14 protein-coding genes are annotated in these 22,149 nt (G+C 46.1%); 4 read left to right on the forward strand and 10 right to left on the reverse strand.

Annotated features, from left to right (window positions below):
• Positions 1 to 4: 4 nt before the first annotated feature.
• The 3 genes from KE626_RS07685 to KE626_RS07695 all read left to right on the forward strand — a co-directional run bounded on the left by KE626_RS07685 (position 5) and on the right by KE626_RS07695 (position 2,608).
• Complete coding sequence (locus KE626_RS07685; RefSeq protein WP_211972291.1) at positions 5 to 1,438, forward strand: trehalase family glycosidase; 1,434 nt, start codon at positions 5 to 7, stop codon at positions 1,436 to 1,438.
• Positions 1,439 to 1,701: 263 nt separating this feature from the next.
• Positions 1,702 to 2,175: an SRPBCC family protein gene (locus KE626_RS07690; protein WP_211972292.1), complete on the forward strand. Its 474-nt coding sequence runs from the start codon at positions 1,702 to 1,704 to the stop codon at positions 2,173 to 2,175.
• Positions 2,176 to 2,215: 40 nt separating this feature from the next.
• On the forward strand, positions 2,216 to 2,608 hold the full coding sequence (locus KE626_RS07695) for a VOC family protein (protein ID WP_211972293.1): 393 nt from the start codon (positions 2,216 to 2,218) through the stop codon (positions 2,606 to 2,608).
• Between the two features lie 281 nt (positions 2,609 to 2,889).
• Here KE626_RS07695 and KE626_RS07700 read toward each other — a convergent pair whose 3' ends face one another.
• The 5 genes from KE626_RS07700 to KE626_RS07720 form a co-directional block, all read right to left on the reverse strand.
• Positions 2,890 to 3,330, reverse strand: a complete 441-nt coding sequence (locus KE626_RS07700) for a hypothetical protein (RefSeq protein WP_211972294.1) — start codon at positions 3,328 to 3,330, stop codon at positions 2,890 to 2,892.
• Positions 3,331 to 3,334: 4 nt separating this feature from the next.
• A complete protein-coding gene (locus KE626_RS07705; RefSeq protein ID WP_211972295.1) occupies positions 3,335 to 3,508 on the reverse strand; it encodes a hypothetical protein in 174 nt (57 codons plus the stop codon).
• 2 nt (positions 3,509 to 3,510) lie between these two features.
• Entirely contained in the window at positions 3,511 to 3,798 is a 288-nt protein-coding gene (locus KE626_RS07710; protein WP_211972296.1) for a hypothetical protein, read from the reverse strand.
• Between the two features lie 158 nt (positions 3,799 to 3,956).
• Positions 3,957 to 5,057 (reverse strand): endo-1,4-beta-xylanase, encoded by a 1,101-nt coding sequence (locus KE626_RS07715; protein WP_211972297.1) that lies wholly within the window; start codon positions 5,055 to 5,057, stop codon positions 3,957 to 3,959.
• A 10-nt stretch (positions 5,058 to 5,067) separates the two neighbouring features.
• The gene (locus KE626_RS07720; protein ID WP_211972298.1) at positions 5,068 to 7,977 is read right to left on the reverse strand and encodes a family 43 glycosylhydrolase; all 2,910 of its coding nucleotides are present in this window, start codon (positions 7,975 to 7,977) and stop codon (positions 5,068 to 5,070) included.
• 238 nt (positions 7,978 to 8,215) lie between these two features.
• Here KE626_RS07720 and KE626_RS07725 point away from each other — a divergent pair, with 238 nt between their 5' ends.
• The gene (locus tag KE626_RS07725) at positions 8,216 to 12,319 is read left to right on the forward strand and encodes a hybrid sensor histidine kinase/response regulator transcription factor (RefSeq protein WP_211972299.1); all 4,104 of its coding nucleotides are present in this window, start codon (positions 8,216 to 8,218) and stop codon (positions 12,317 to 12,319) included.
• Between the two features lie 92 nt (positions 12,320 to 12,411).
• Here the strand turns inward: KE626_RS07725 and KE626_RS07730 are convergent, their stop codons facing one another.
• From KE626_RS07730 to KE626_RS07750, 5 genes are read right to left on the reverse strand one after another with little or no spacing between them, the layout of a single operon-like run.
• On the reverse strand, positions 12,412 to 14,559 hold the full coding sequence (locus tag KE626_RS07730) for an endo-1,4-beta-xylanase (RefSeq protein WP_211972300.1): 2,148 nt from the start codon (positions 14,557 to 14,559) through the stop codon (positions 12,412 to 12,414).
• A 29-nt stretch (positions 14,560 to 14,588) separates the two neighbouring features.
• The gene (locus KE626_RS07735; RefSeq protein ID WP_211972301.1) at positions 14,589 to 15,542 is read right to left on the reverse strand and encodes a DUF5627 domain-containing protein; all 954 of its coding nucleotides are present in this window, start codon (positions 15,540 to 15,542) and stop codon (positions 14,589 to 14,591) included.
• A gap of 53 nt (positions 15,543 to 15,595) precedes the next feature.
• Positions 15,596 to 17,365, reverse strand: a complete 1,770-nt coding sequence (locus KE626_RS07740; protein ID WP_211972302.1) for a RagB/SusD family nutrient uptake outer membrane protein — start codon at positions 17,363 to 17,365, stop codon at positions 15,596 to 15,598.
• 33 nt (positions 17,366 to 17,398) lie between these two features.
• On the reverse strand, positions 17,399 to 20,218 hold the full coding sequence (locus KE626_RS07745) for a SusC/RagA family TonB-linked outer membrane protein (protein WP_211972303.1): 2,820 nt from the start codon (positions 20,216 to 20,218) through the stop codon (positions 17,399 to 17,401).
• Positions 20,219 to 20,264: 46 nt separating this feature from the next.
• Entirely contained in the window at positions 20,265 to 22,142 is a 1,878-nt protein-coding gene (locus tag KE626_RS07750) for a RagB/SusD family nutrient uptake outer membrane protein (protein ID WP_211972304.1), read from the reverse strand.
• Positions 22,143 to 22,149: the final 7 nt, after the last annotated feature.

Here is a 22,149-nt window from a genome sequence, read left to right on the forward strand (position 1 = left end):
AAGCATGAAGAGAAGCTTACTGCTGCTGTTGCTAAGCTGTTGTTATACTTTTGCCCGGGCCCAGGCGCCCGCTGTCTTCACATCTTCAGACACCGCCATGCAACGGGCCTATGAATGGGCCGGACGCATGGTGCAGCATTACCAGGGAAACCCCACCGACCCGGTGGGTCCCTGGTATGAGGCGGCATTGCCCTCCCGCGCTGCATTCTGTATGCGTGATGTAGCACATCAAACTATCGGTGCAGCTATATACGGACTGAACAAAGAAAACAGGAATATGATCAGCGCCTTTGCGCGGCACATCTCCGCCGGTAAAGACTGGTGCTCCTACTGGGAAATCAACAAATACGGCCTACCAGCGCCCGAAGACTACAGGAACGATACCGCATTCTGGTATAACCTCAATGCTAACTTTGATCTGCTATCTGCCTGCTGGAAATTATACGGCTGGACAGGCGACTCCTGGTATATCAGCGATCCGGCAATGATTAACTTCTTTGAAAAAACCGTCAATGAATATATTCACCAGTGGGTGCTGCAGCCCGACTCCCTGTTGACAAGGCCCATGCATCCCAACGCGCCATCGCCCTTTCATCCGCAGGATAATTTCCATACCTGCCGCGGACTGCCATCTTACGTGGAAAACATACCCGATCTGAAAGTGGGTATCGATCTTCCCGCAACCATCTACCGGGGATTATTGTCTTATTCCTCCATTCTAAAGCTAAAAGGGAATAAGGAAAAAGCAACGCTGTTTAAACAAACAGCAGAACAATACCGGCAGCAGATAGATGCCGTTTGGTGGAATGAGCAGGCCGCACGCTATTATACCTGGTATAATAACGCCGGTAAATTCGGTATAGGAGAAGGAGAAGTATTCCTGCTATGGTTTGATGCCCTAAAAGATACCGCCAGAAGCCGTAAAACCATCGCCCACCTGATTGCAACATCCTGGAATGTGGAAACCACTTCCTATTTGCCTGTGATACTGTTTAAACACGGCTACTGGAACAAAGCCAGGGAGTATCTGTTACAACTCACTGATACCAATACACCAAGACGGGAGTATCCCGAAGTATCTTTTGCTGTACTGGAAGGCATTGTAAGAGGATTGATGGGAATAGAGCCGGATGCTGCAGCAAAGCGGATCACGACCTTATATCGCGGTAAAAAAGGCAGCAGCGCTGCATTGAAGGATCTGCATGTATTAAACACGATGATCGCTATCAGTCAAACAGGGGAACAAACAGATTTACATAACAAGGGTAACAGCGACTTTCTATGGAGGGCTGCGTTTGCAGGGGATTATCGTATAATAACCGTGAATAATACCGTTATGCCTGCGAGGAAGGAGGTGGATAATAATGGAAATATGATATCTTATGTGGAGGTGATGGTGGAGGGAAGTGGTGTGTTCAGGGCGAGGGCAGGGAAATAGATTTGCAGGAGATATTATGCCGATACGCCCGCTCCAGACATTGTACAGGTCAGCCAATTATATTTCCCCCCCACTCCCGAAAAAATTCTTCAAAAAAAATTGCGTAGTTAAATAACTACATTTATATTTGTAGCCAAATGACTACAAAAAGAATTTAAGACAGGACCTATTTAAAGTCATAACAAACCCAACCAGAAGAACTTCACTACCAGGTTGGGGGCTATTCCACCAATCAGCATCCGTAAAATATAAAACAAACAGCAATGGAAACAAAAATCGATGCCGGGGAAGATAAACAGGAACTAATTATCACAAGAGCATTTAACTTACCCCTGGATTTGCTTTTTAAAGCACATGCTGAGCCCGAAATTATCGGTCAATGGATGTCGCACGAACTGGGAACAACACGGGTGAAACAGGAAAACAAAAAATTTGGCAATTGGCAAGCTGAAACCACGGACCCGGAGGGAAACAAACTTTTTGTTGCTGTTGGCGTGATGCTTGAGTTTATTCCGAACGAAAAAATTACACGAACATTTGAGATCGAAAACGGTCCATTTCCTGTGCAGTTAGAATTTATGGAATTCGAAAAACTCACGACGCATACCAGTAAACTTACGATGCAAATGATATTCAAATCAGTGAGTATCAGGGACCAGCTGCTTAAAACGTCATTTGCAAAAGGTATCAATATGGCTCATAACCGCATAGAAAAATTCTTTAGTAAAAATCAATGACTACATTTTTCTACATTCAATAACAACTAAAAAAAACTTTATGAAAAAGAACATCATTTGCTGGTTTGAGATTTACGTAAAAGATATTCACAGGGCAAGAGCTTTTTATATAGAGGTATTGAATGAAAAAATAAATGAGGTGGTAGAAACCCCCATTTTGAAAATGGCGTCTTTTGCTACCGGAAAAGACAGCAGCATTGTTAGCGGCGCATTGATAGAAATGGAGGGCACTAAGGCCGGTGACGAAAGAGCAGTAAACACCATTGTTTACTTCCCGACTGATGATTGCATCGCAAGCGAAAAAAAGGTGATAGCGGCCGGCGGTAAAGTTCTAAAGTCTCAATTCCCGGTGGATGCTCCAGGTTATTGTAGTTTGTGTGTTGATACAGAGGGTAATCCCATTGGGTTCTTCTCATTGACGAAAACGAAATAAGATATCAGACTATGACTTGGGATGCGTTGGCATATTCGACAAAAAGCCTGCAGATCTTAGTATCTGCAGGCTTTTACGTCTTTAATATACTTCCTCAATTTGGATAGCTCAATAAGGTTCTACGATCATCCATTCCACAGAACCAGTTGACGAAGTCGCCTCTTTAGTCCAAAAAATTGTAAAACTGGTTCCTGCAACTCTCGGCCCAAGGCAGGGAGCGGCCATTCCTAATTGACCTCCAATGATTCCATTTTATACTTTTACTCACTTTTATAATCTGATCAAAAAAAATAATCAATTGGGTCAGACTCCGTTGTTAAAATTTCTCCCTTCACAAGTTTATTTAAATAATAAATGACTTTTGTAAGCCTATCGACTTCGATAATAATTCCTTTAAGGTCAAGGCAATCATTCACCCTTTTATACAACTCAGTACTATGCAGTCCCGGCCCGGCTTTATTTAGATCTTGAGTAGTTTTATCTAGCAATATTATGAAGAATAATCTCCTTTCATCGCTAGTTAAAAAATCGTCCAACTGCAAATCTACAAATCCATAAAAGTGTCCAGCAGCATTCTCCTTAATTAAATTCCTAAAGTCAATTGCCCATGGAGGCAAATCACATTCTAACATTTTTGAATATAGAAAACCAAGGGTCAAGTTTAAAATATTGTCTTTTATCCAAAACCCTTTACTTTTAAAATCAATAAAACTACTTGCCATATTTTTATTTACCTCCTATTGCTATTAATCTATTCATATCACTAGCATGATTGAGTTTAATATAATCCATTACTTCTGCAACCCGCTCTTTATTTAAATCTTTTAAATCTACAGCTACCAGATCGACGGTCTTTCTAAAATGAGCTGTAACAGATTTCAAGAAGCTTGGAGCGGTCATTCCTAAAATAGTTGAGGTTGCGTTGCCGCGGGTGAGATGCCTGGCTTATCATCCGATACAGTGGCCAGTACATTCCCCAAATGATCACTTAATTCAAAGACCTTATACCCACGCATAAAGTTAGTGAATTGTGCGTCTCCTACACCCGTTAATTTAGATATTTCAAGGAGCGCATCCTGCTGCACGACAATCATCCAGGTATCTATATCCAAACGGCGGGCTGCCCGTAATTTTTTTTCAAAAAAATATTGCCCCACAAAACCAAAATATAAAAATCGTTTTACATTCAATTCAGCCAGAGATCTGTTAATAAAACACTGCGTGGTAGTAGCCGAACAAAAAAGCACTGATAACCTGCGTTATCAGTGCTTTTTTGTTCGGCTATCGTTAGCTCCCGACAGATCAAACCACCTGTAGCCTTTTTGCCCGCAAGTGAAATCGTCATACATTAAAATTGTACCACCGGCCAGAATGCTTTTTTGGGTTGCAAATCTTTGTCAAATAACAGCGGATAATCCTTTCTGCCACGCACCGGGAAATTATCCAGCCAGCTATATCTGTCAGAGATATTCCAAAAAGTTACGCCTGTCAAAGCACCACGGTACTTCCGAAAAACATTAAAGCACAAGCGGAATTGTTCGAGCTGGCGTTGCTCCTTTGCAGCGGTAAAAGCCACCGCGCTGTCTTCCGGCTGTCTCATCCTCATCTCATGCTCTTTCGGATAAACTGAGATATCAAATTCAGTAACCTGTAATTTTAAGCCCGTTGTTATAAAATCAGTGATCGTTTTTTCCAGCTGCTCTTCCGAAGGCTCATTTATTGCCCAGTGGGCTTGCAAACCAACGCCATGAACCGGTATGCCTTTGCTGACCAGGCCATTCAGCAGTTGTATGATCTTTTTCCGCTTTACAGGATTGATTTCGTTATAATCATTGTAAAACAACAATGCCTCCGGGTCGGCTTCATGCGCCCACTGAAATGCTTTTTCAATATACTCTTCGCCGCAGATCTGGTACCATAAAGAGTTCCGGTAAAATTCATCCTTGCGGTCGCTGATTACTTCATTGGCTACATCCCAGGCATACACTACTCCTTTGTATCTCTTTACAACTGTAGTAATATGTTCTTTCAGGCGCTGCAGCAATACTTCTTTATCGGCCTTTTGCCCGTTGGCACCCTTAAAAATCCATCCGGGCGCCTGGTTATGCCATACTAAGGTATGCCCTCTGAGCTTCATCCCATTTCTACGGGCAAACGCCGCAATAGAGTCCGCATCCCGCCAGTTGTATTGTTGCTCCTCAGGATGAATAACACTCATCTTCATGGCGTTTTCCGGCGTGAGACTGTTAAACTGCCGGACCAGCAACCCCGCTTCATCTGTTCGCAGTGCACGGGCTGAAACGGCCACGCCTATAGGAAAATAATCCTTGTAATAATCCTTTAGTCCCGGCGTTGCTGCAACAACAGCGGTTTTACGAAGATAGGCGGCACAACAAAAATTCACTGAAACAATGATTAAAACAATAATGCCGTAGCGGGTATTTTTCATAAACCATTTATTAATTTGTTCCTGAAAAAGCACTCATAGGTTGAATGGTGCCATCACTATTATATTTCATCTCCATCACCTTGACATTTCTCAAATGTGTTTTGCCTGACAATTGTGTATCATGATAAAACAAGTACCACCTGTCACCGATTTGAACAATGGAATGATGATTTGTCCACCCTTCAACAGGTTTCAGGATAATGCCCTGGTATTTAAAGGGACCATATGGATTATCCCCAATGGCATAAGCAATATTATGGGTATCGCCTGTTGAATAGGAAAAGTAATATTTACCCTGGTATTTATGCATCCAGGCTGCTTCAAAGAAACGTTTGTCATTATCTTTTTCTCTGAACAGGTTACCACTGCTGTCTGTTATTTTTATTTCAGCAGGTGCATGCGCCAATGTTTTCATTCCCGGGGAAAGCTTCGCCACACGGGGAAGAATGGCTGCTTCCTCTTTAGTGCGCAACTTTGCTGCAGCATCATACCGGTTGTTGTTCCAGTTTTGCAGTTGTCCGCCCCAGATACCTCCAAAGTATAAATAAAAGGAGCCGTCATCGTCCCTGAATACAGCCGGATCAATACTATAGGTGCCCGCTACCGGATTCTTTTCCGCTACAAACGGGCCTTCCGGCTGTTTTGAAGTAGCTACCCCTATTCTAAATACGCCCTGCTTATCCTTTGCAGGGAAATACAAATAGTAAGTGCCTTGTGAAAACGCGGCATCCGGCGCCCATAGCTGCCGGGAGACCCAGGGAATATCCGCTGCCCGCAATCCAACACCATGATCGGTTACTTTTCCGCCAATGGAGTCCATGGAAAGAATGTGGTAATCGGCCATCTGGAAGTGGTCGCCATTATCGCTCTCCGCTGTTTTAGTGGCAGTATCATGAGACGGATAGATGTATATTTTTCCGTTGAAAAGATGCGCCGACGGATCAGCAGTATAAATATGCGATATCAGCGGTGCTGATACATAAGCCTGTTGGGAGCTATTCGTAAAAGAGAACCAGTTCAGACGCAGCGCCGATGCTGCTGTTCCCGTAAACTTAAACGTCAACCGGTGCTTGCCGGTCAGCGGCTTAACCGGTGTGCCGACAGTGCTATACGCTTTACCTGTTTGTTCCGGAATAGTAACCGTTGCATATGGATTCAACGAATCTCCATCAGCATATACCGTTATACGCCCCATTCCCGGGGCCAGCCGCAGCAACAGGTGCTTATATCCGTCTTCAAAATCCACCTGGTTAAACCTGATCCACGAACCGTCAACCCAATTGGCAACATCCTGTTCCTTCGGGCCATCCACATCGCCACCGGGCCTGACATGTGCCTGGTAAATTTCATCATACATTTCTGCCTGGATAGGCGATGAAGCTTTGAAAAGATTGGGAGGCCCCTGCCGGGTATCCATTCTAAACCAGTCAAGATCAACATAGCCGCCGGTTTGGGTAGTGGCATAATTAAAAAGGGCAAACCGGTTACCTGTAAACATTTTCAGGTCAAATTGCATGTTCAAGGTATCTCCCAGGGGAATAAATGTTTTATTATCAAAGCTATAATAGAAATGAGCCTGATCCTTTACCGTGTTAACTGACGCTTTGAAAAAGATCATACTTCTTTTACCAATCGCTACGCTGTCAACAGTATTGCCGGCAAGCTCCATTACAATGAACTTTTCATGCGCTCCTGCCCTTACCCCGATAAAGGCATGTGGCATTTGCAATACTGCAAGTCCGGTTACATCGCCCTCTTTCATCTGGCTGATATCCAGGGCGGTGGTGGCATCAGAGAACGGACCAAATATTCGTTGCGTTAAGGAATTCCTGGCATGCGGAAGATCTGCGGCAATGCTGCCTGTAGTCAACCGCAGATACCCCTTTCGTTTAGTTAAAGACCAGGCGCCATCATCCGGGTTGTGGTTCCAGGCCCACTGAACGGCTAACTGATCACGATTGAACTCATCGCTGGTGGGTAGCACACGTACCGGGGAAACGGCAGCCGTAGGTTTTTTGTAAGTGACAACTGCCCTGCCATTTTCCCCCAATATTGGCCAGCCATCCACCCAATGCGCAGGTTGCAGCGTAGGCACTCTTCCCACGCCTGCTCTGTCCTGGAAGATAATACTCCACCACTCGCCTTCCGGCGTTTCAATCAGTGCTCCCTGGTGAATGCCCTTGCCACTGAGGTTCATATCATCCTTCAGTACAACCTTTTCTTCATAGGGACCATAAATATTTCTTGACCGGAGGCAAACCTGGTAACCATCGCCACCGCCATAGGTGGCGTAAATGTAATAATACCCGTTGATCTTGTAAACATGCGAACCTTCCAGTCCCGGCCGCTGTACTTTGTCAAATACAATGCTGTCGGGGCTGATTGGCGCGAGGTTGGCGTCAACCTCCGTTATGGATATCTTGGAATAACCATGGGCAATGTAAATGCGGCCATTGTCATCAAAAAACAATCCTGCGTCATAATAGGGCCTCGGCAACTTCCGTATTTCCCAGGGACCTTCCGCCTTTGTGGCGGTACAAAGAAACCCGCCTTCATCAAGTGTCATGAAAAGTATATGGAACTTGCCATTATGATAGCGTATGCTGCTGGCCCACTGGCCTCTGCCATACCTGCTACCGCCCTTTAAATCATAAAAGGGATGTTGTTTAAACTGCGGAACAACATTGGCGGCATACTCCCAGTTTACCAGGTCTTTTGATTTCAGCACCGGTACCCCTGGAAAAAAATACATGGTGGTGGTTACCATATAATACGTGTCGCCAACGCGGATCACATCATTGTCCGGGAAATCAGCCCATATAACAGGATTGGTATAAGTACCATCTTCGTTGTCTGATTGTTGGGCATAGAGCAACCTGCTTAGGAACAGGAGTGCTATAACGAGGAATTTTTTACACATCTTTAAAATGTTATACGAAAAACAAAAATACCAGCACCACGATTCAGTCAATCGCTCATTTGTTTAAATTAGTAGTAAAAATGTCTTACAGACAATAATTGTATTTCAAAGATAATATCCTGGCGGGTAATTGGAAATTTGAATATCTTGGGATTACATTTCGTACCTAAATTCGCTTCGTAGAAAAAGCCACGTTTGAATAATTCAACCAGCATCTCGTTTTTAATGATAGTCAAATATGTCTACCTATAAATTCACGTTTCTCTGTTTCTTCCTATACCTCGCCCAGATAAGCCGGGCGCAAACCAGGCATATCAACTTCACCTCCCTTTCCGCAAAGGATGGGCTGTTGTCCAATACGGTGAACGCCATTATAAAAGACCATTACGGCCTGATGTGGTTTGCCACTGATGATGGTTTAAACAAATTTGACGGTACCAATTTTACTGTTTACCGGCACCGTTCCGGCGATTCATCGAGTCTCAGAGCTAACGAAGTATTAACGCTGCACGAAGACAAGGCAGGCAATCTCTGGATAGGCACCAGTGGCGGAGGTTTGAGTTTGTATGACCGGAAGAAAGATGCTTTTATACATTTCCCCCTCCATGCAAATGCTCCTCAACTGCCGCCGAATGCCGTTATTATGGACATCAGCAGCGATACCTCAGGTAAAGTGTGGATCGCGCAGTTCGAAAACTTGTTTATGCTTGATCCCGCCACCCGCCATATTTCCAAAATCAGCCTTGACACCGAAACAACCGGTTCAGCAATCAGGAAAATACCCAACTGTATTTTTGTTGACCGGCAGCAACAAATCTGGGTAGGCACCACAAGGGGCCTGTACTGTTACTCCCCTTCCACCGGCGCAGTAAAACAGGTACCTGGTAATAAACCGGGAAATACACCGGATAATAACATTAAGGCTATTGCAGGCGACAGCAACGGTCAGATCTGGATAGGCACCGAAAAAGGACTGTATACAGTGCAACCCGACGGCGCCGGCATTACTCCCTACCATTCCGCACCCGGAGCGCCTTTGCTAGACAACAAACTGGTGAATTGCATTGAACCGGACAAGGATCATCAACTATGGATCGGCACAGAACAAGGGCTGATCATTCTTAATACCAGCACTAACACGGCGGATTATTATGTTCCTGATGATGAAAACATTTACAGTCTCACCAATGAAGCCATTAAATGCGCCTATATTGACCAGCAGGGTATTTATTGGCTGGGCACCCTTCGCGGCGGGATCAATAAATATGATAAAAACCTGAGTCTCTTTAGCTTCAAACCGGGGGCCGTCTTTCACACCGATGGCCGTCAATCATCCATCGCAAGTGCTTTTGCAGAAAACAGTGAAGGAAACGTTTTTGTAGGAACCGACGGCGGTGGCATGTTCGAATTCAACCGTAAAACAGGAAAAGTCCTGCCTGTCAACATTCCCCTCCCGGTAAAGGCCGGCAAAGTTTCCATCATGGCGCTCCATTATACCCGCGAGAAAAAACTATACATCGGCACTTATGCACTTGGTTTGCTGGTCATGAACCGCGCCACCGGAAGTTATAAGTACCTGGCCAAAGGTACCGGACCAAACGACCTGAACTCCAGCGATATTTTTTGCATCAGGGAAGATAGCAGGGGCAATATCTGGATAGGCACAAATGGCGAAGGGGTAAACGTATTAAAAAATGAACAGGTTATTGCCAGGTATCGTCCCCAGCCCGGACCGGCAACAAGCAACGAAAAAAAGCTGCCGCTTAACGGATATGTAAGGGCAATTGAGGAAGATGCAGAAGGGAATATCTGGATTGGTTCACATGGCGGAGGAATCGGTGTTTATCATCCCGCTACCGGGCAATGGGATGTTTATACCCAAAACAACAGCCAGCTGCCCGGTGATAAAGTACAGGCGCTGCTGCGCGACAGTAATGGCCGCATGTGGGTAGGCACCTATGGTGGTGGCCTGAGCCTTTTTGATAAAACCAGGCAACGGTTTATCAATTTTTGTGAAAAAGATGGCCTGCAAAATACCACCATCTACCAAATTCTTGAAGACAAAAACGGCAGCATCTGGCTCAGCACCAATACAGGCATCAGCAGCTTTAATTTTGTCACAAAAAAATTCCATAATTACTCTCACTATAATGGTGTGCAGAATAATAATTTCTATCATACCTCCGGTATACGATTGTCTGATGGAGAGCTGATGTTCGGCGGATTGGAAGGGTTTAATTATTTTACCCCCTCTGATTTAACGGTCAACAAAAACGTGCCCGTTGTGCTGCTGACCGACTTAAAAGTAGCCAATAAATCGATTGCCCCCGGCGACGACGGCCCTATCCAGACACCTATTGCTGTTGCTGATAATATCAGGCTTGCATACAAACAAAATTTTGTGCTCAGTTTTGTGGCGCTTAATTATACAAACCCCCGTGAAAATTATTATGCCTACAAGCTGGAGGGATTCGACAAAGACTGGAATTATACCGGCACTGCTAACACGGCCGCCTATACGAACCTTGACCCGGGAGAGTATACCTTCCACGTAAAGGCAGGCAACAGTGATGGGATATGGAACCCCAACGATACCAGGATAAAGATCTTTGTGCGGCCACCTTTCTGGCGAACCACCTATGCATACCTGTTTTACCTGTCTGCCATCTGCCTGTTGCTGCTGTATAGCCGTTACCGCGGGATTACCCGGATCAGGAAAAAATTCCTGCTGGAGCAGGAAAGACAGGAGGTGAAACGGGTGCAGGAGCTGGACAGACTGAAAATTAAATTTCTTACTAATCTCAGTCATGATTTCAGAACACCCATTTCACTGATCATGGGGCCGGTGGAACAGTTAATTGCCGGCGAAAAAACGGGGAACCGGCTCGACAAATTAAACATGATCAAACGAAATTCCAGGCGGCTGCTGAACCTGGTTAATCAATTGCTGGACTTCAGGAAAATGGAAGAACGTGAATTAAAACTACAGCTGCTGGAAGGAGACCTGGTATCCTTCATCAAAGAGGTGACTGATTCTTTCTGCGACTTCGCGGAACGGAAAAATATCCGTTTCACGTTTAACAGTGGCCCAAGCGTATTACATGTTTTATTTGACCATGATAAAATAGAACGCATCCTGTTCAACTTACTTTCCAACGCATTTAAATTTACTTTGGAACGCGATACCGTTACCGTTGAACTGCAGCTACTGGATACAAAATCCGCTTCAGATCAGCAATGGATCCTTATACAGGTGAAAGATACCGGCATTGGTATTCCGGAAGATAAAAAAGAGAAGGTATTCGAACACTTTTTCCAGGGCAGCACCAGCCCTGCCATACTTAACCAGGGCACGGGGATCGGCTTATCCATTACAAAGGAATTTGTAAAAATGCACGGAGGCACTATTAACGTGGAAAGCGAACCAGGACAAGGCGCTACTTTTTCCATACAGCTTCCATTAAAAATAAGTACACAAAACCAGGCAGCCCCCGACCTGGTAGCCGAGGAAGAAAATATCCTGCCATTACCGGAACTACAGGAAGCACCGTCGCAAGGTGACGCAGAAATATTCACCATATTACTGGTGGAAGACAATGAAGATTTCAGATTCTACCTAAAGGATAATCTTCGTAACAGTTACAAAGTAGTAGAAGCCACCAATGGAAAAGAAGGCTGGCAAAAAGCCCTGTTACTTCATCCTCAGCTGATTGTGAGCGACATCACCATGCCGCAAATGGATGGTATAAGCCTGCTGCAAAAACTGAAAGCCGACAAAAGAACCAGTCATATTCCGGTTATACTGCTCACCGCACTCACCAACGAGGAACAACAAATTTCGGGATTGGCTACAGGCGCTAACGATTACGTCACCAAGCCATTTAATTTCGAGATCCTGCACGCCAAGATCAGGAACCTGTTACATCTTAATCATACCCTGAAAAACACCTATACCAAACAGATCAAGCTGCTTGCGCCCGAAGTTGCAAGGGAGTCAACAGAGGAGAAATTATTGGCCCGGATCGTTGGCCACCTGGAAGAAAACCTGACCGATTCGCAATTATCTGTTGAAAGCCTGAGTAAAGAAGTAGGTATGAGCAGAAGTTCCCTGTACAATAAATTACTGGAATTGACGGGGCAAACGCCTGTTGAATATATCCGCTCGTACAGGTTGGAAAAAGCGGCGGCCCTCATGAAGAAAAGCGACATGACCATTGCCGAAATTGCCTACCAGGTTGGGTTTTCCACGCCTAACTATTTTGCCAAATCATTCAAAACAAAATACAATATGCTGCCATCGGAATTTATAGCCAGGGCTAAAAAAGACAATGCTCATTCCTGAGGAGCTTCCGTTATTATGATGCTTCGTTAAACGAAACAGTCCCGGAATTTGCATCCCGGGACTGTTTACGTCACTATCATTGATCGTTCTCTTTATTTAGCATTCGCCTGAAGTGCCTGTGCCACCGCGGCATAAGCGGTCTTCCGCACATATGCTTCTGTCCACAGACCTATTGGTTCACCGGGGCGCCAGAAGGAACTGACCGGGCTGTCGAGCGGACTCCAGATCGTAATACCATACCGCTGTTTAGCGGGAATGAGCTCAAAATATTTCTCAATTACATACTTATACATTTCGGCCTGGGCTTTATAATGTTCAGCAGTGGCAACAGTTGTTTTTACACCTACTCCCATATCCAGCTCGGAAACTTTTATCATTTTCCCGGTAGCCGCCAGCAGCTTAAACATTTCCGCGATCTTTTCTTTACTGCTGCTGATATCGATATGCATCTGCGTGCCAATGCCATCTACTTTCGCGCCTTTACTTTCTATGTAATTAACGTAGGCAATCAGGCCACGACATTTATCCAGGTTGTACTCCAGGTTATAGTCATTGATAAAATGAAGATCGCCTGCATTACCATATTGCCTGGCCATCTTAAACGCTGTAACGGCGTAATCTTTGCCCAGGTAGTCCTGCCAGTAAAACTCGTCCGTTGCCATATTGGGTTTACCCACACCGGTTTTGAGCTCAGAGGGATTTCCATCATCCATCGGTTCATTTACCACATCCCAGGCCTTCACAACCGATTTGCCTGCACCCACCATGCCGCTCATCCATTTATCAAGGGCTTCTGTCAGCAGGTACTTTTTCTCCGCAGCTGTTTTTTCCACCACTGTCGTATTGCCGCCGGTGGCCCTGGCGTTTTTCAGCACTACATCATCGATGTAAACGGTACCGGCAAATTCGCCGTAACTAAAAATCAGCCGTGTCCTGTCTGCCGCAGTAGCGGTAGTGGCAATGCTTACCAGCTTCCATTCGGTGGTGACCTCTACCTGTCCGTATCCATTGGAAGAATAGTTGGTGCTTTGCAGCTCCGGACGGATTGTTCCCGGCGCTGTTCCTTTTACCCAAAAGCTCAATTCATAGGTGGCGCCATTTTCCAGCGGGGCTGCAAAATCATAGCTGGTTTGCACCTCCCAGTAATTGGCAGTCTTAGCCGGGTTGGTTACAAAAAAAGCCTTGCCTTTGTTTCCCACTCCCATGCCGTCGGCCGTTACGCCGCGGGAAGAGCCACCTCCCCAGCCACCCCAGCCGCTGCCCGACTCAAAATCGCCATTGGCCACCAGGTTGTTAATCATCGGTGTGCCCTGCGTATCATACACGTACAAGTTGTTTACGTCGATATAATAGGTTACACCTGTTTTATTTTTCAGATCAAAATGCAGCTTAAAATTGCCGGCAGCAAAATCATTGATGGTAAAGCGGATCTCCTTCCAGGAAATTCCCGTCGTGAAGGTGGCAGCAGGTGTTCCGGACCTGGTCCAGTCTACCAAAGGCGTATTGTTATTTAAACCTTCGAAAGAGATCCTTCCTTCCCCGGCTCCTTCTGACCGGATATACATCACCACTTCATACTTATGCGCCTTGTTTACCGTAATTCCAGGGCTTATGAGCTGCAGGTCGGCTGCGCCTCCATCTGAGATCAGCTTAACGGCACCATTCCCGGTTCGCATCCCCTGGCCATCTGCTATTGAAATACCCGCTCCTGCGACGGCGCGGTTCCAGCCGGCGAAGCTCTTATCCTTCAATCCGGTAAGGGACAAATCGTTGGCGTAAGCCGGGGAGGTGACCACTAAGGGCGTAAGCAATCCCTTTAAATAACCGGCGTTCTGGTTGGCATGCCACATCAGGGCATGACCATACACCTGCATCCCTGCGGCATTTGCCGTTTGAAGCAATGAGTTTACTTTCACCAGGTCTAAACTACCATCGGCCTTCACTACGGCGGCATGTTTCATTTCATAGCCCAAAACAATTTCGTCGAAGTTCCTGTTCGCCAACCGGTATTTCACACCCTTATCCAGGTACTCCTGCAAACCCAGCGCCACGCCTAATTTAAATCCCGGCTGTGCAACGCGGTTAATATAGCTTTTCAGAGCAGGATAAGCATCTATGTCCTCCTGAACAGCAACGCTCTCCGGTTTATCTACGTTAAATTCCAGCCCTTTATACTTATTGCATGAAGTAATGACAACAAATGCAATAAAGCCGGCTGCTATTTTATGAAGTTGATTCATATGTATTACTTTAATGTAGGACAGAAAAATTATTTACCTACGGGTGTAAATGTTTCCATTGTTACAGACCTATCCCTTAGTACCAGCGTATCTGATGCAGACACCTGCATACCGGGTAAGGTAACCTGGTAGTTCAGGTAAAGGGCATCACGGTCTTTGCTTCCCCAGCTGTTGTGTTCTCCTTTTTTTACAAACTGGCCATTCCCTGTGGCAGTAAAATTTCCTGTAGCAGCGGAAACGGTGCATTTATCGTTATCGCCGAAGGTGAGCAGCAATGTGCAATTCACATTAATGCCATCCTTGTCTTTGTATACTACCGGGAACTCCAGTTCCTTTAAGGATCTTGTATTTAATTTATTTACTTCATCTTCTTCCACATACTGTTTATGCCGCACTACCGTCTGATTTACATTTCCCGTAATTACATCTTTTCCCCTGCGCAGGTAGTTACCTTGCCATGTATTCACATATTTAACGGCATAGAGTATAAAGTCTTTCCCTTTCAGTATGGAGTCTGCCACCGATTTATTGGTGATGCGCAGCGGAATCACATAGGTATTTTTCACCGTCTTCGGATCATTAAAAAATGCGTCTGTCAGTTGCACCTCCACTCCCCCGGTGAGACTGCCTTCGGGGATGATGATGTTGTTGGCGGCCAGCGAATAATAGTTAGCAGGCATAGGCAGAATTTCCTCTTTACCAACACCGAACAGCAACCCGTTTCCCAACAGGGAATTATCTACCGAGATACCAATACTCAGGTCTTTTTTACTGTAATAAACACCGCCGGTGGTGGCCATGATTTTACACTTGCGCTGGTTATCGAGTTCCGTGCTAAATACATCTTCACCAAAAGTGATGGTGCGTACGGGATATTGATAGGCGAAATACACCGTCTGGTATTTATAATCCGGAAACGTTACGTTTTTGTTGCATGCTGTCAATACAAGCAACAGCATGATTGGCATTAAAAACTTTTTCATCTTTGCTGTTTTCAAAAAAGTCAATTAAAAAATATCGCTGCATTTATTCGCTGTTAACGCCAGCCTTTGTTCTGTTCCAAAGCGCCAAACTTGAGTATCTCCCCGTAAGGAATGGGGCCATAGGTCGTGAATGGCTGGAACTGTCGCACTTCTACGTTGATAACAGCAGGAATGTTATTCCTGATGCTTACCCCTTTTGCTGTTTCACTGAGATTTAATTTCCAGCGACGGAGATCCCAGAAGCGGAATCCTTCAAAGCACAATTCTATTCTCCGCTCATTTCTGATCAGCGCGCTCATTTGCTCCTTGCTGCCTTTCGCTTCTTCCAGGTAAGCATCACCATTGGTTGTTCCTACGCCTGCTCTTTTACGAATGGCTTTGATCACATCATAGGCGGAGAATCCATATTTACCTGCTCCCAGTGGCCCCCAGGCTTCATTGGCGGCTTCTGCATAGTTGAGAAAAATTTCCGTATACCGGATATGCGGTTTATAATGCCGTTGATTATTAGCGGAGTTAGGATTCAGGTTCACATCCTGCCGCAACAATTTGCGCAGGTAGTAGCCTGTCCGGGTAGAAGTTTCTACTTTGTTAAGCGCATCGTTGGTGGGGCCGTCAACCGCCGTATTGATCAGGGTACTATTGGGGCCTGCTGTGCTGCCATTGACTAAAATAAACATCCGCAAACGGGGATCCCTGCCGGTATATGGATTAGCGGCATCATAGCCGCTTCCGGTGTTACCGATGGGCAATCCATTTGCCATGGGGAAAGCGTCCACCAGGTTTTGTGTTGGGTTGATACGGCCGTTGCCAAACAACCCCGGTGGAAAATTGGCCTGTTCCAGGTCGCGGTTATCGCCATAATTATTTCGCCATAGTATTTCAGCAGGATTAGCGCCATCGGCCAATCCCGCAATTTCAGCGGCATTGGAGTACCAGGTAATACCATTTGGTGATAATGCGCCTACGCCGCCTTTCAACGAAATAACCTCGCCCGCATAGTTGGCGGCGTCTGCCCAGGTGGTGGTGTTCCCGTTGCTAAAGGCCGGGCTGGCAGCCAGTAACGCAGCCTTTGACCGGATCGCTTTCACGATACGGCCGGTAAGAAATCCGCGGAAGGCTGCGCCAAAGGCGCGGTTATACTGCTCGCTGGTAATGGAGCCAAACTTTGCAGGAATAAGCGCTGCATCAGCAATATTTTCATAGTCCAACGGAAGCAGGTCGTCCGCCTTTGTAAGATCACTATAAATTTGCTGCATACATGCTTCGAAAGTGGCCCTGGGTTTGTTGAAATCCGCTGCGGGTCCCTGCACCTCCAGGTTCAGAGGAACACCCAGCACAGCGCCGCTTTCAGACAATCCTCCATGCGCCTGCAACAGGTGATAGTAGAACAAGGCACGCAAACCATGCGCTTCTCCTTTCACCCGCATACGGAACAACTTACTCACTACCGGGTCGGCTGCCCATTGTACCGTATCCACATCGCGCAACATGATGTTAAGATACTGGATGGCAGCATACGCATTGGTCCACTGATTAAGCGGATTATTGTTGGCGGTCCATTGTCCGTTTGCAATTTTCAGGAACCCATTGTTCTGGTCATTCGTTACAGCATCATCGGTGGCTACGTCATTAAATGACCACGAATTGGTGGGGATGCGGTTGTATCCGTTGAGCAGTATACCAAACGGCAATCCGGCATCATTGGGTGGATAATTTACACCATTCAGATCCCGGTTATTTTCAATTTCCGGCACCAGCAAATCTTTACAACCAGCCAGCAAAAAAATACCTGCCAGCAAAAGGATAATATTTCTTTTCATAAAGTGGATACTTAATTAGGCTAAAGAGAATAACTAAAACAATCCTTTTATACCCAGATTATATAAGCGTGTTTGGGGGGTACTGCCAACATTCATTTCCATTGTTTTGCGTTCAGCAGAAATCGTCAGCAGGTTAAAACCACTAACATAGGCGCCCAGTTCCTTTACAATTTTTTTCTTGCCCAGCAAGCCGCTCATATCGTAGGAGATCTGTACCTTGGCCAGGTCTATCCGGTTGGTCTTGTACAACCAGAAATCAGAATTGCGGAAATTGTTATCGCTGTTGAAAGTGGTCAGCCGGGGATATTTTGCAGATGCAGCTGTTTCTTCTGTCCAGCGGTCTCTTACCACCGCGGAGTATTTATCTTCCCCATCCACCCAGAACCAGGAACTTCTTTTCATATCAAAAGCGCCATAGCGGCCTATCCCCAATGCGAAAAGGGAGAAGTTCTTCCATTTCGCGCTCAGGTTTATTCCCAATGTAAGCGGCGAGCCGGCCCAGCCACCACGGCCCAGGTACACTTCATCGCGCGCATCTATCACCCCATCGCCGTTTTGATCCTTATACTTTATATCACCCGGTTTAACCTGGCCGAAAGTCTGCGCTGGAGATTTTGCAATGTCATCTGCATCGCGGAAAAAACCCTGGTTTTGCAGTCCCCATATGGCGTCTAAAGGTTTGCCCTGGCGATACTGGTAACTGTCTGCATACAATTCGGCGCGTTTAGTGGCAGTGGTTTTATAGTAAGTACCTACCAGCCCTATTGAATAACTAACGTCGTGCAGTTTTTTGTTGAAGCTCACACTGAAATCAACCCCCATGCGTTTGTCGTCATTATAATTTATATATGGAATAAAGGAAGAAGATGGAAAACCGGTGGTGAAGTAAGAGGGATATAATACATCGGGCTGTATGATATTGCCGGTAATTTTGTTGATAAAGAAATTACCGGTGGCTTTTATCAGCTGATGAAAGAAGGAACCGTTCAAACCGATACTGATCTCTTCCCTTTTTGGGAAACGCATGTCAGGGTTAGCTCCCCGTCTCGATTCCGTTGCCTGTACGCCCGTGCCGTCTTTCCAGCCGAACCAGCTTCCCAGTGAGGTATAAACGCCCTGGTATAAATACCAGGATGAAATATCCAGGTCGGTATGCAGCACGCCGGCAGAAGCTGTTAAACGGAGATCGTCGATGCCCCTTATATTACGCAGGAAAGGCTCGTTACTGAGCCGCCAGCCCAGCGACATGGTAGGCGAAAACGCATTACGGTTTCCTTCCGGCAACTTCGCGCTATGAACCACTGCACTGCTGAAATCGATATAATACGTATTCCTGAAATCGTAGCCCAGCTGCAAGCCCAGGTTGGCATTGCCTGTACGATGATATATCGCCGATTCCGATTGCTGGAAGCCATTCACCAGTAATACGGCAGAAAGGTGATGTTTGTTGCGTATCGTGTTTACATAATTGAACTGACCGGTAGCGGAAATCGTTTGGCGATACCAGCTGTTGCTTACATTCTGTACGCCCGAAGTAGCGTCCTGTCCGTATTGCGTAAGACTGCTGATCAGGTCAACCCCCGAATACGTATTCCAGGTGGGCGCATACACCGTATAGTTGTTATTGAACGCCAGGTTATAGGACGTGTTATAGTCCACCGCAAATGTAGCGCGGAACGAAAGACCTTTCAGCAGATTTTTCAGGTCTGCATTCACGCCCGTGTTAAACTGGAATTGCCGGCTGATGTAGCGGTTGTTACCGCCGGCATAAATGGCGGCAAAGGGATTGGTTTGGTCCAATTGTGTTCCCCCCAGCAAATATTTTCCGTCGATGATATGGTTACTATTCTTCACCAGCAGGTTCGACGCTTCATCATCCGGTTCTATCCTGTCTAATGGAATGAGCGGGGCAAAACGATAGGGACGTAAGGTGGCAGCGCTTCCCCAGTAATCGGTATTTACACCTCTCCCGGTATAAAAGATAGCGGTAGCATCTACATTACAGGTAATATAGTCGTTCAGGTTAACATCTACATTACCGCGTAAATTGAGACGATCTGACTTCCCGTTCTGACGGGCTTCTCCGAAGTTAAGCAATGAACCTGAGGTCTGATAACCGATGTTCGTATAGTACCGCGCCTTATCATTTCCGCCGGATATCTCTGCAGTTACATCGTAGCGGGTGAAATATTTTTTCAGGTATTCGTCTGCGTAATAATCTACATCAGGATACCTGAATGGATTTTTGCGGGAGGCATAATTATAAATAGTTTCTGAACTATATAGCTCCGGCAGTCCGTCGTTACGGCGTGCTTCATTATAAAGCGTCATATACTCTGCCGATCCCAGGTAGCCGGGGTAAGCTTTGGGAACATGAATGCCTGCATTTGCTCTTACATCGATCCGCTGAGCGCCTGCTTTTCCTCTTTTGGTGGTGATGTACACCACTCCTTTTGCGGCCCGGCTGCCATAAAGTGCCACGGCATTTACGCCCTTAAGAAAGGAAATCTGTTCTATTTCTGTGGGCAATACGTTGCCTGCATCCCGGGGCACACCATCAATAACAAGCAGGTAACTACCCATTCCCCACATACTGTTTCCATTAAAACCATTCGCCCAGCCCTCCATATTTTCCAGGCTGTAGGTCATATAGTTTTGTGTTAATTGAGAAGATACATCTACCACCGATACATCTCCCGGCAGGTCTTTTTTATCCAGCTTCCGGAACGCCACCTGTACCGTGTTATCGCCGGGAACATTTGATATGGTACGGACCGTAGTATCTTGTGCCTGCAACACCGGCATCAGGCTCATCAGCGCTACAGACGCTATTAATGCTTTTATCTGGTTCATGAATTTTTGAAATTAGAGTAAACGATACATGTAAGGATTGCACGTTTTACCACCCCGGGTTCTGTGGAAATTCCAGGTACATATTGGCATCTGCATTTTTTAGCGGCAGCCAGTAATGTTTCTCAGAATACCTGCGCTCCAGGATCACCGTTTCGCGTAAATTGAGTACCCGGTTGTTCTTCGGGTCAGCGGTACCGAACGTTGAGGACCGGTCAAATTCAACAGATTTTTTTAGCGTATACGGACTTTGTATCAGCAGCATCCATCTTCTTAAATCATTGAAGCGATGGCCCTCGAAAGATAGTTCTACCGCCCGTTCACGGCGTACCTCGCTCATGAAGGCGTCCAGAGAACCGGTGAAGCGGGCAGCTACGTGCCCTGCGCCGGCGCGGTCGCGGATTACATTAATGGCATCTAATGCTGTTTTATTATAATTGGTAGATTTGCCGGCAGCGGTAGCATAGCCCTGGGCTGCCGCTTCTGCATACATCAGATACACATCCGCCAGACGCATATAGGGCAGGTGAATATTAAGCGCCTTATCGTAAGACCAGCCATTATCAAACCTGTTGGCTGTCATCGGAATAAATTTGTACAACAGGTAGCCGGAGCGGCTGCCACTGCTGATATCGCGGTAGCTTCCACCGGTATAAAGATTTGCATACCGGTTTTTTTCATCGGTAGTAGCGCCCTGTACACACTTCACACCATCAAAAACAATATCGTTGTAAAAGCGCGGATCCCGGCCTTTCCAGGGATAAGCGGGGTCATATCCTGATTCAGGGTCCGGCTGCGTGATATCTTTGATGGGCAATCCATTCGCCATACCGTAATAATCTACGTAATTGGCAGTAGGCACAAATGTGATGGCTTCTTCAGTGATTAAAGCCGGGCCATATTGCTTGGCAGTACCGTAGGTAGAACCATGTGCGCCGTAATACGGGCCGCGGAAGATAGCTTCGGTGCTACCTGGCATTAACCAGTTTTGACCGGCGCTATAAAAATTGGTATAGTACTTTGAAAATGCTACCAGGCTATAAGGCGCCTCACCGGTTTCACACAGTTGCAGTAATTCACCAAATGCCTCTGCGGCCTTTTTGCAATATGCTGCATCGTACAACTTAGTGCCGGTTGATACATAGTTCATCAGCGGACTGCCGGCCCACAGGTAATTTTTCCCGAGATATCCCAACGCCATGATCTTATTAATGCGCAGCTGATTTTTTCCCAGGGTCCTTTTACCTGCAGTGGTATTATCCCAGTTGACAGGCAGCAGGTTAGCCGCCTCTCTGAAATCGGCTGCCGCTTTATCTGCGCATTCATTGTATTTGAGACGGGGCAGGGCTAATTTCTGATCGCCGGGAAGTACTTTATCAATGTAAGGTAAGCCGCCGAAATATTGGATGAACATAAAATGAAACCATCCCCTGAAGAACAGCAGCTGCCCTTTAATCAGGTCTTTCTCTTCCTGGGTGGCATCGGTGAGCTTATTAAGATTCTCCAGTCCCATATTGGCTTTCCGGATACCATACCAGCCCAGTTTCCACATCGATTTTGCAAAACGGTCATCATTGGTACTGGTGTTGTTCCGGTCCATCCATCCGGCCTGCCAGCCATCAAACTGTGACTGCCAGCCCCAGAAATCCCCGTTATCTATCTTGATGATAAAGTGAAAATCACGTGCGGTAGATTGTATTTCATCTTCCCCCCAATTCCAGGAATTTGTCCAGTACGCATTCGTGAAATCCGGTATACAGTGATAGAGCTCTTCTGTAAAGCCCTGGAAACTGATGAAATTTTTAAATGCGTTGTCTGCAGATACAATAGATTGCGGCTCCTTGTCCAGGAATTTCTTGCAGGATGCAAGGCTAACGGTGACGGCTATACCGGCGCACGCAAGCAATGTTTTTATATACTTATTCATACCATTC

The organism is Chitinophaga hostae (assembly GCF_018224885.1).
Classification (GTDB): Bacteria; Bacteroidota; Bacteroidia; order Chitinophagales; family Chitinophagaceae; genus Chitinophaga; species Chitinophaga hostae.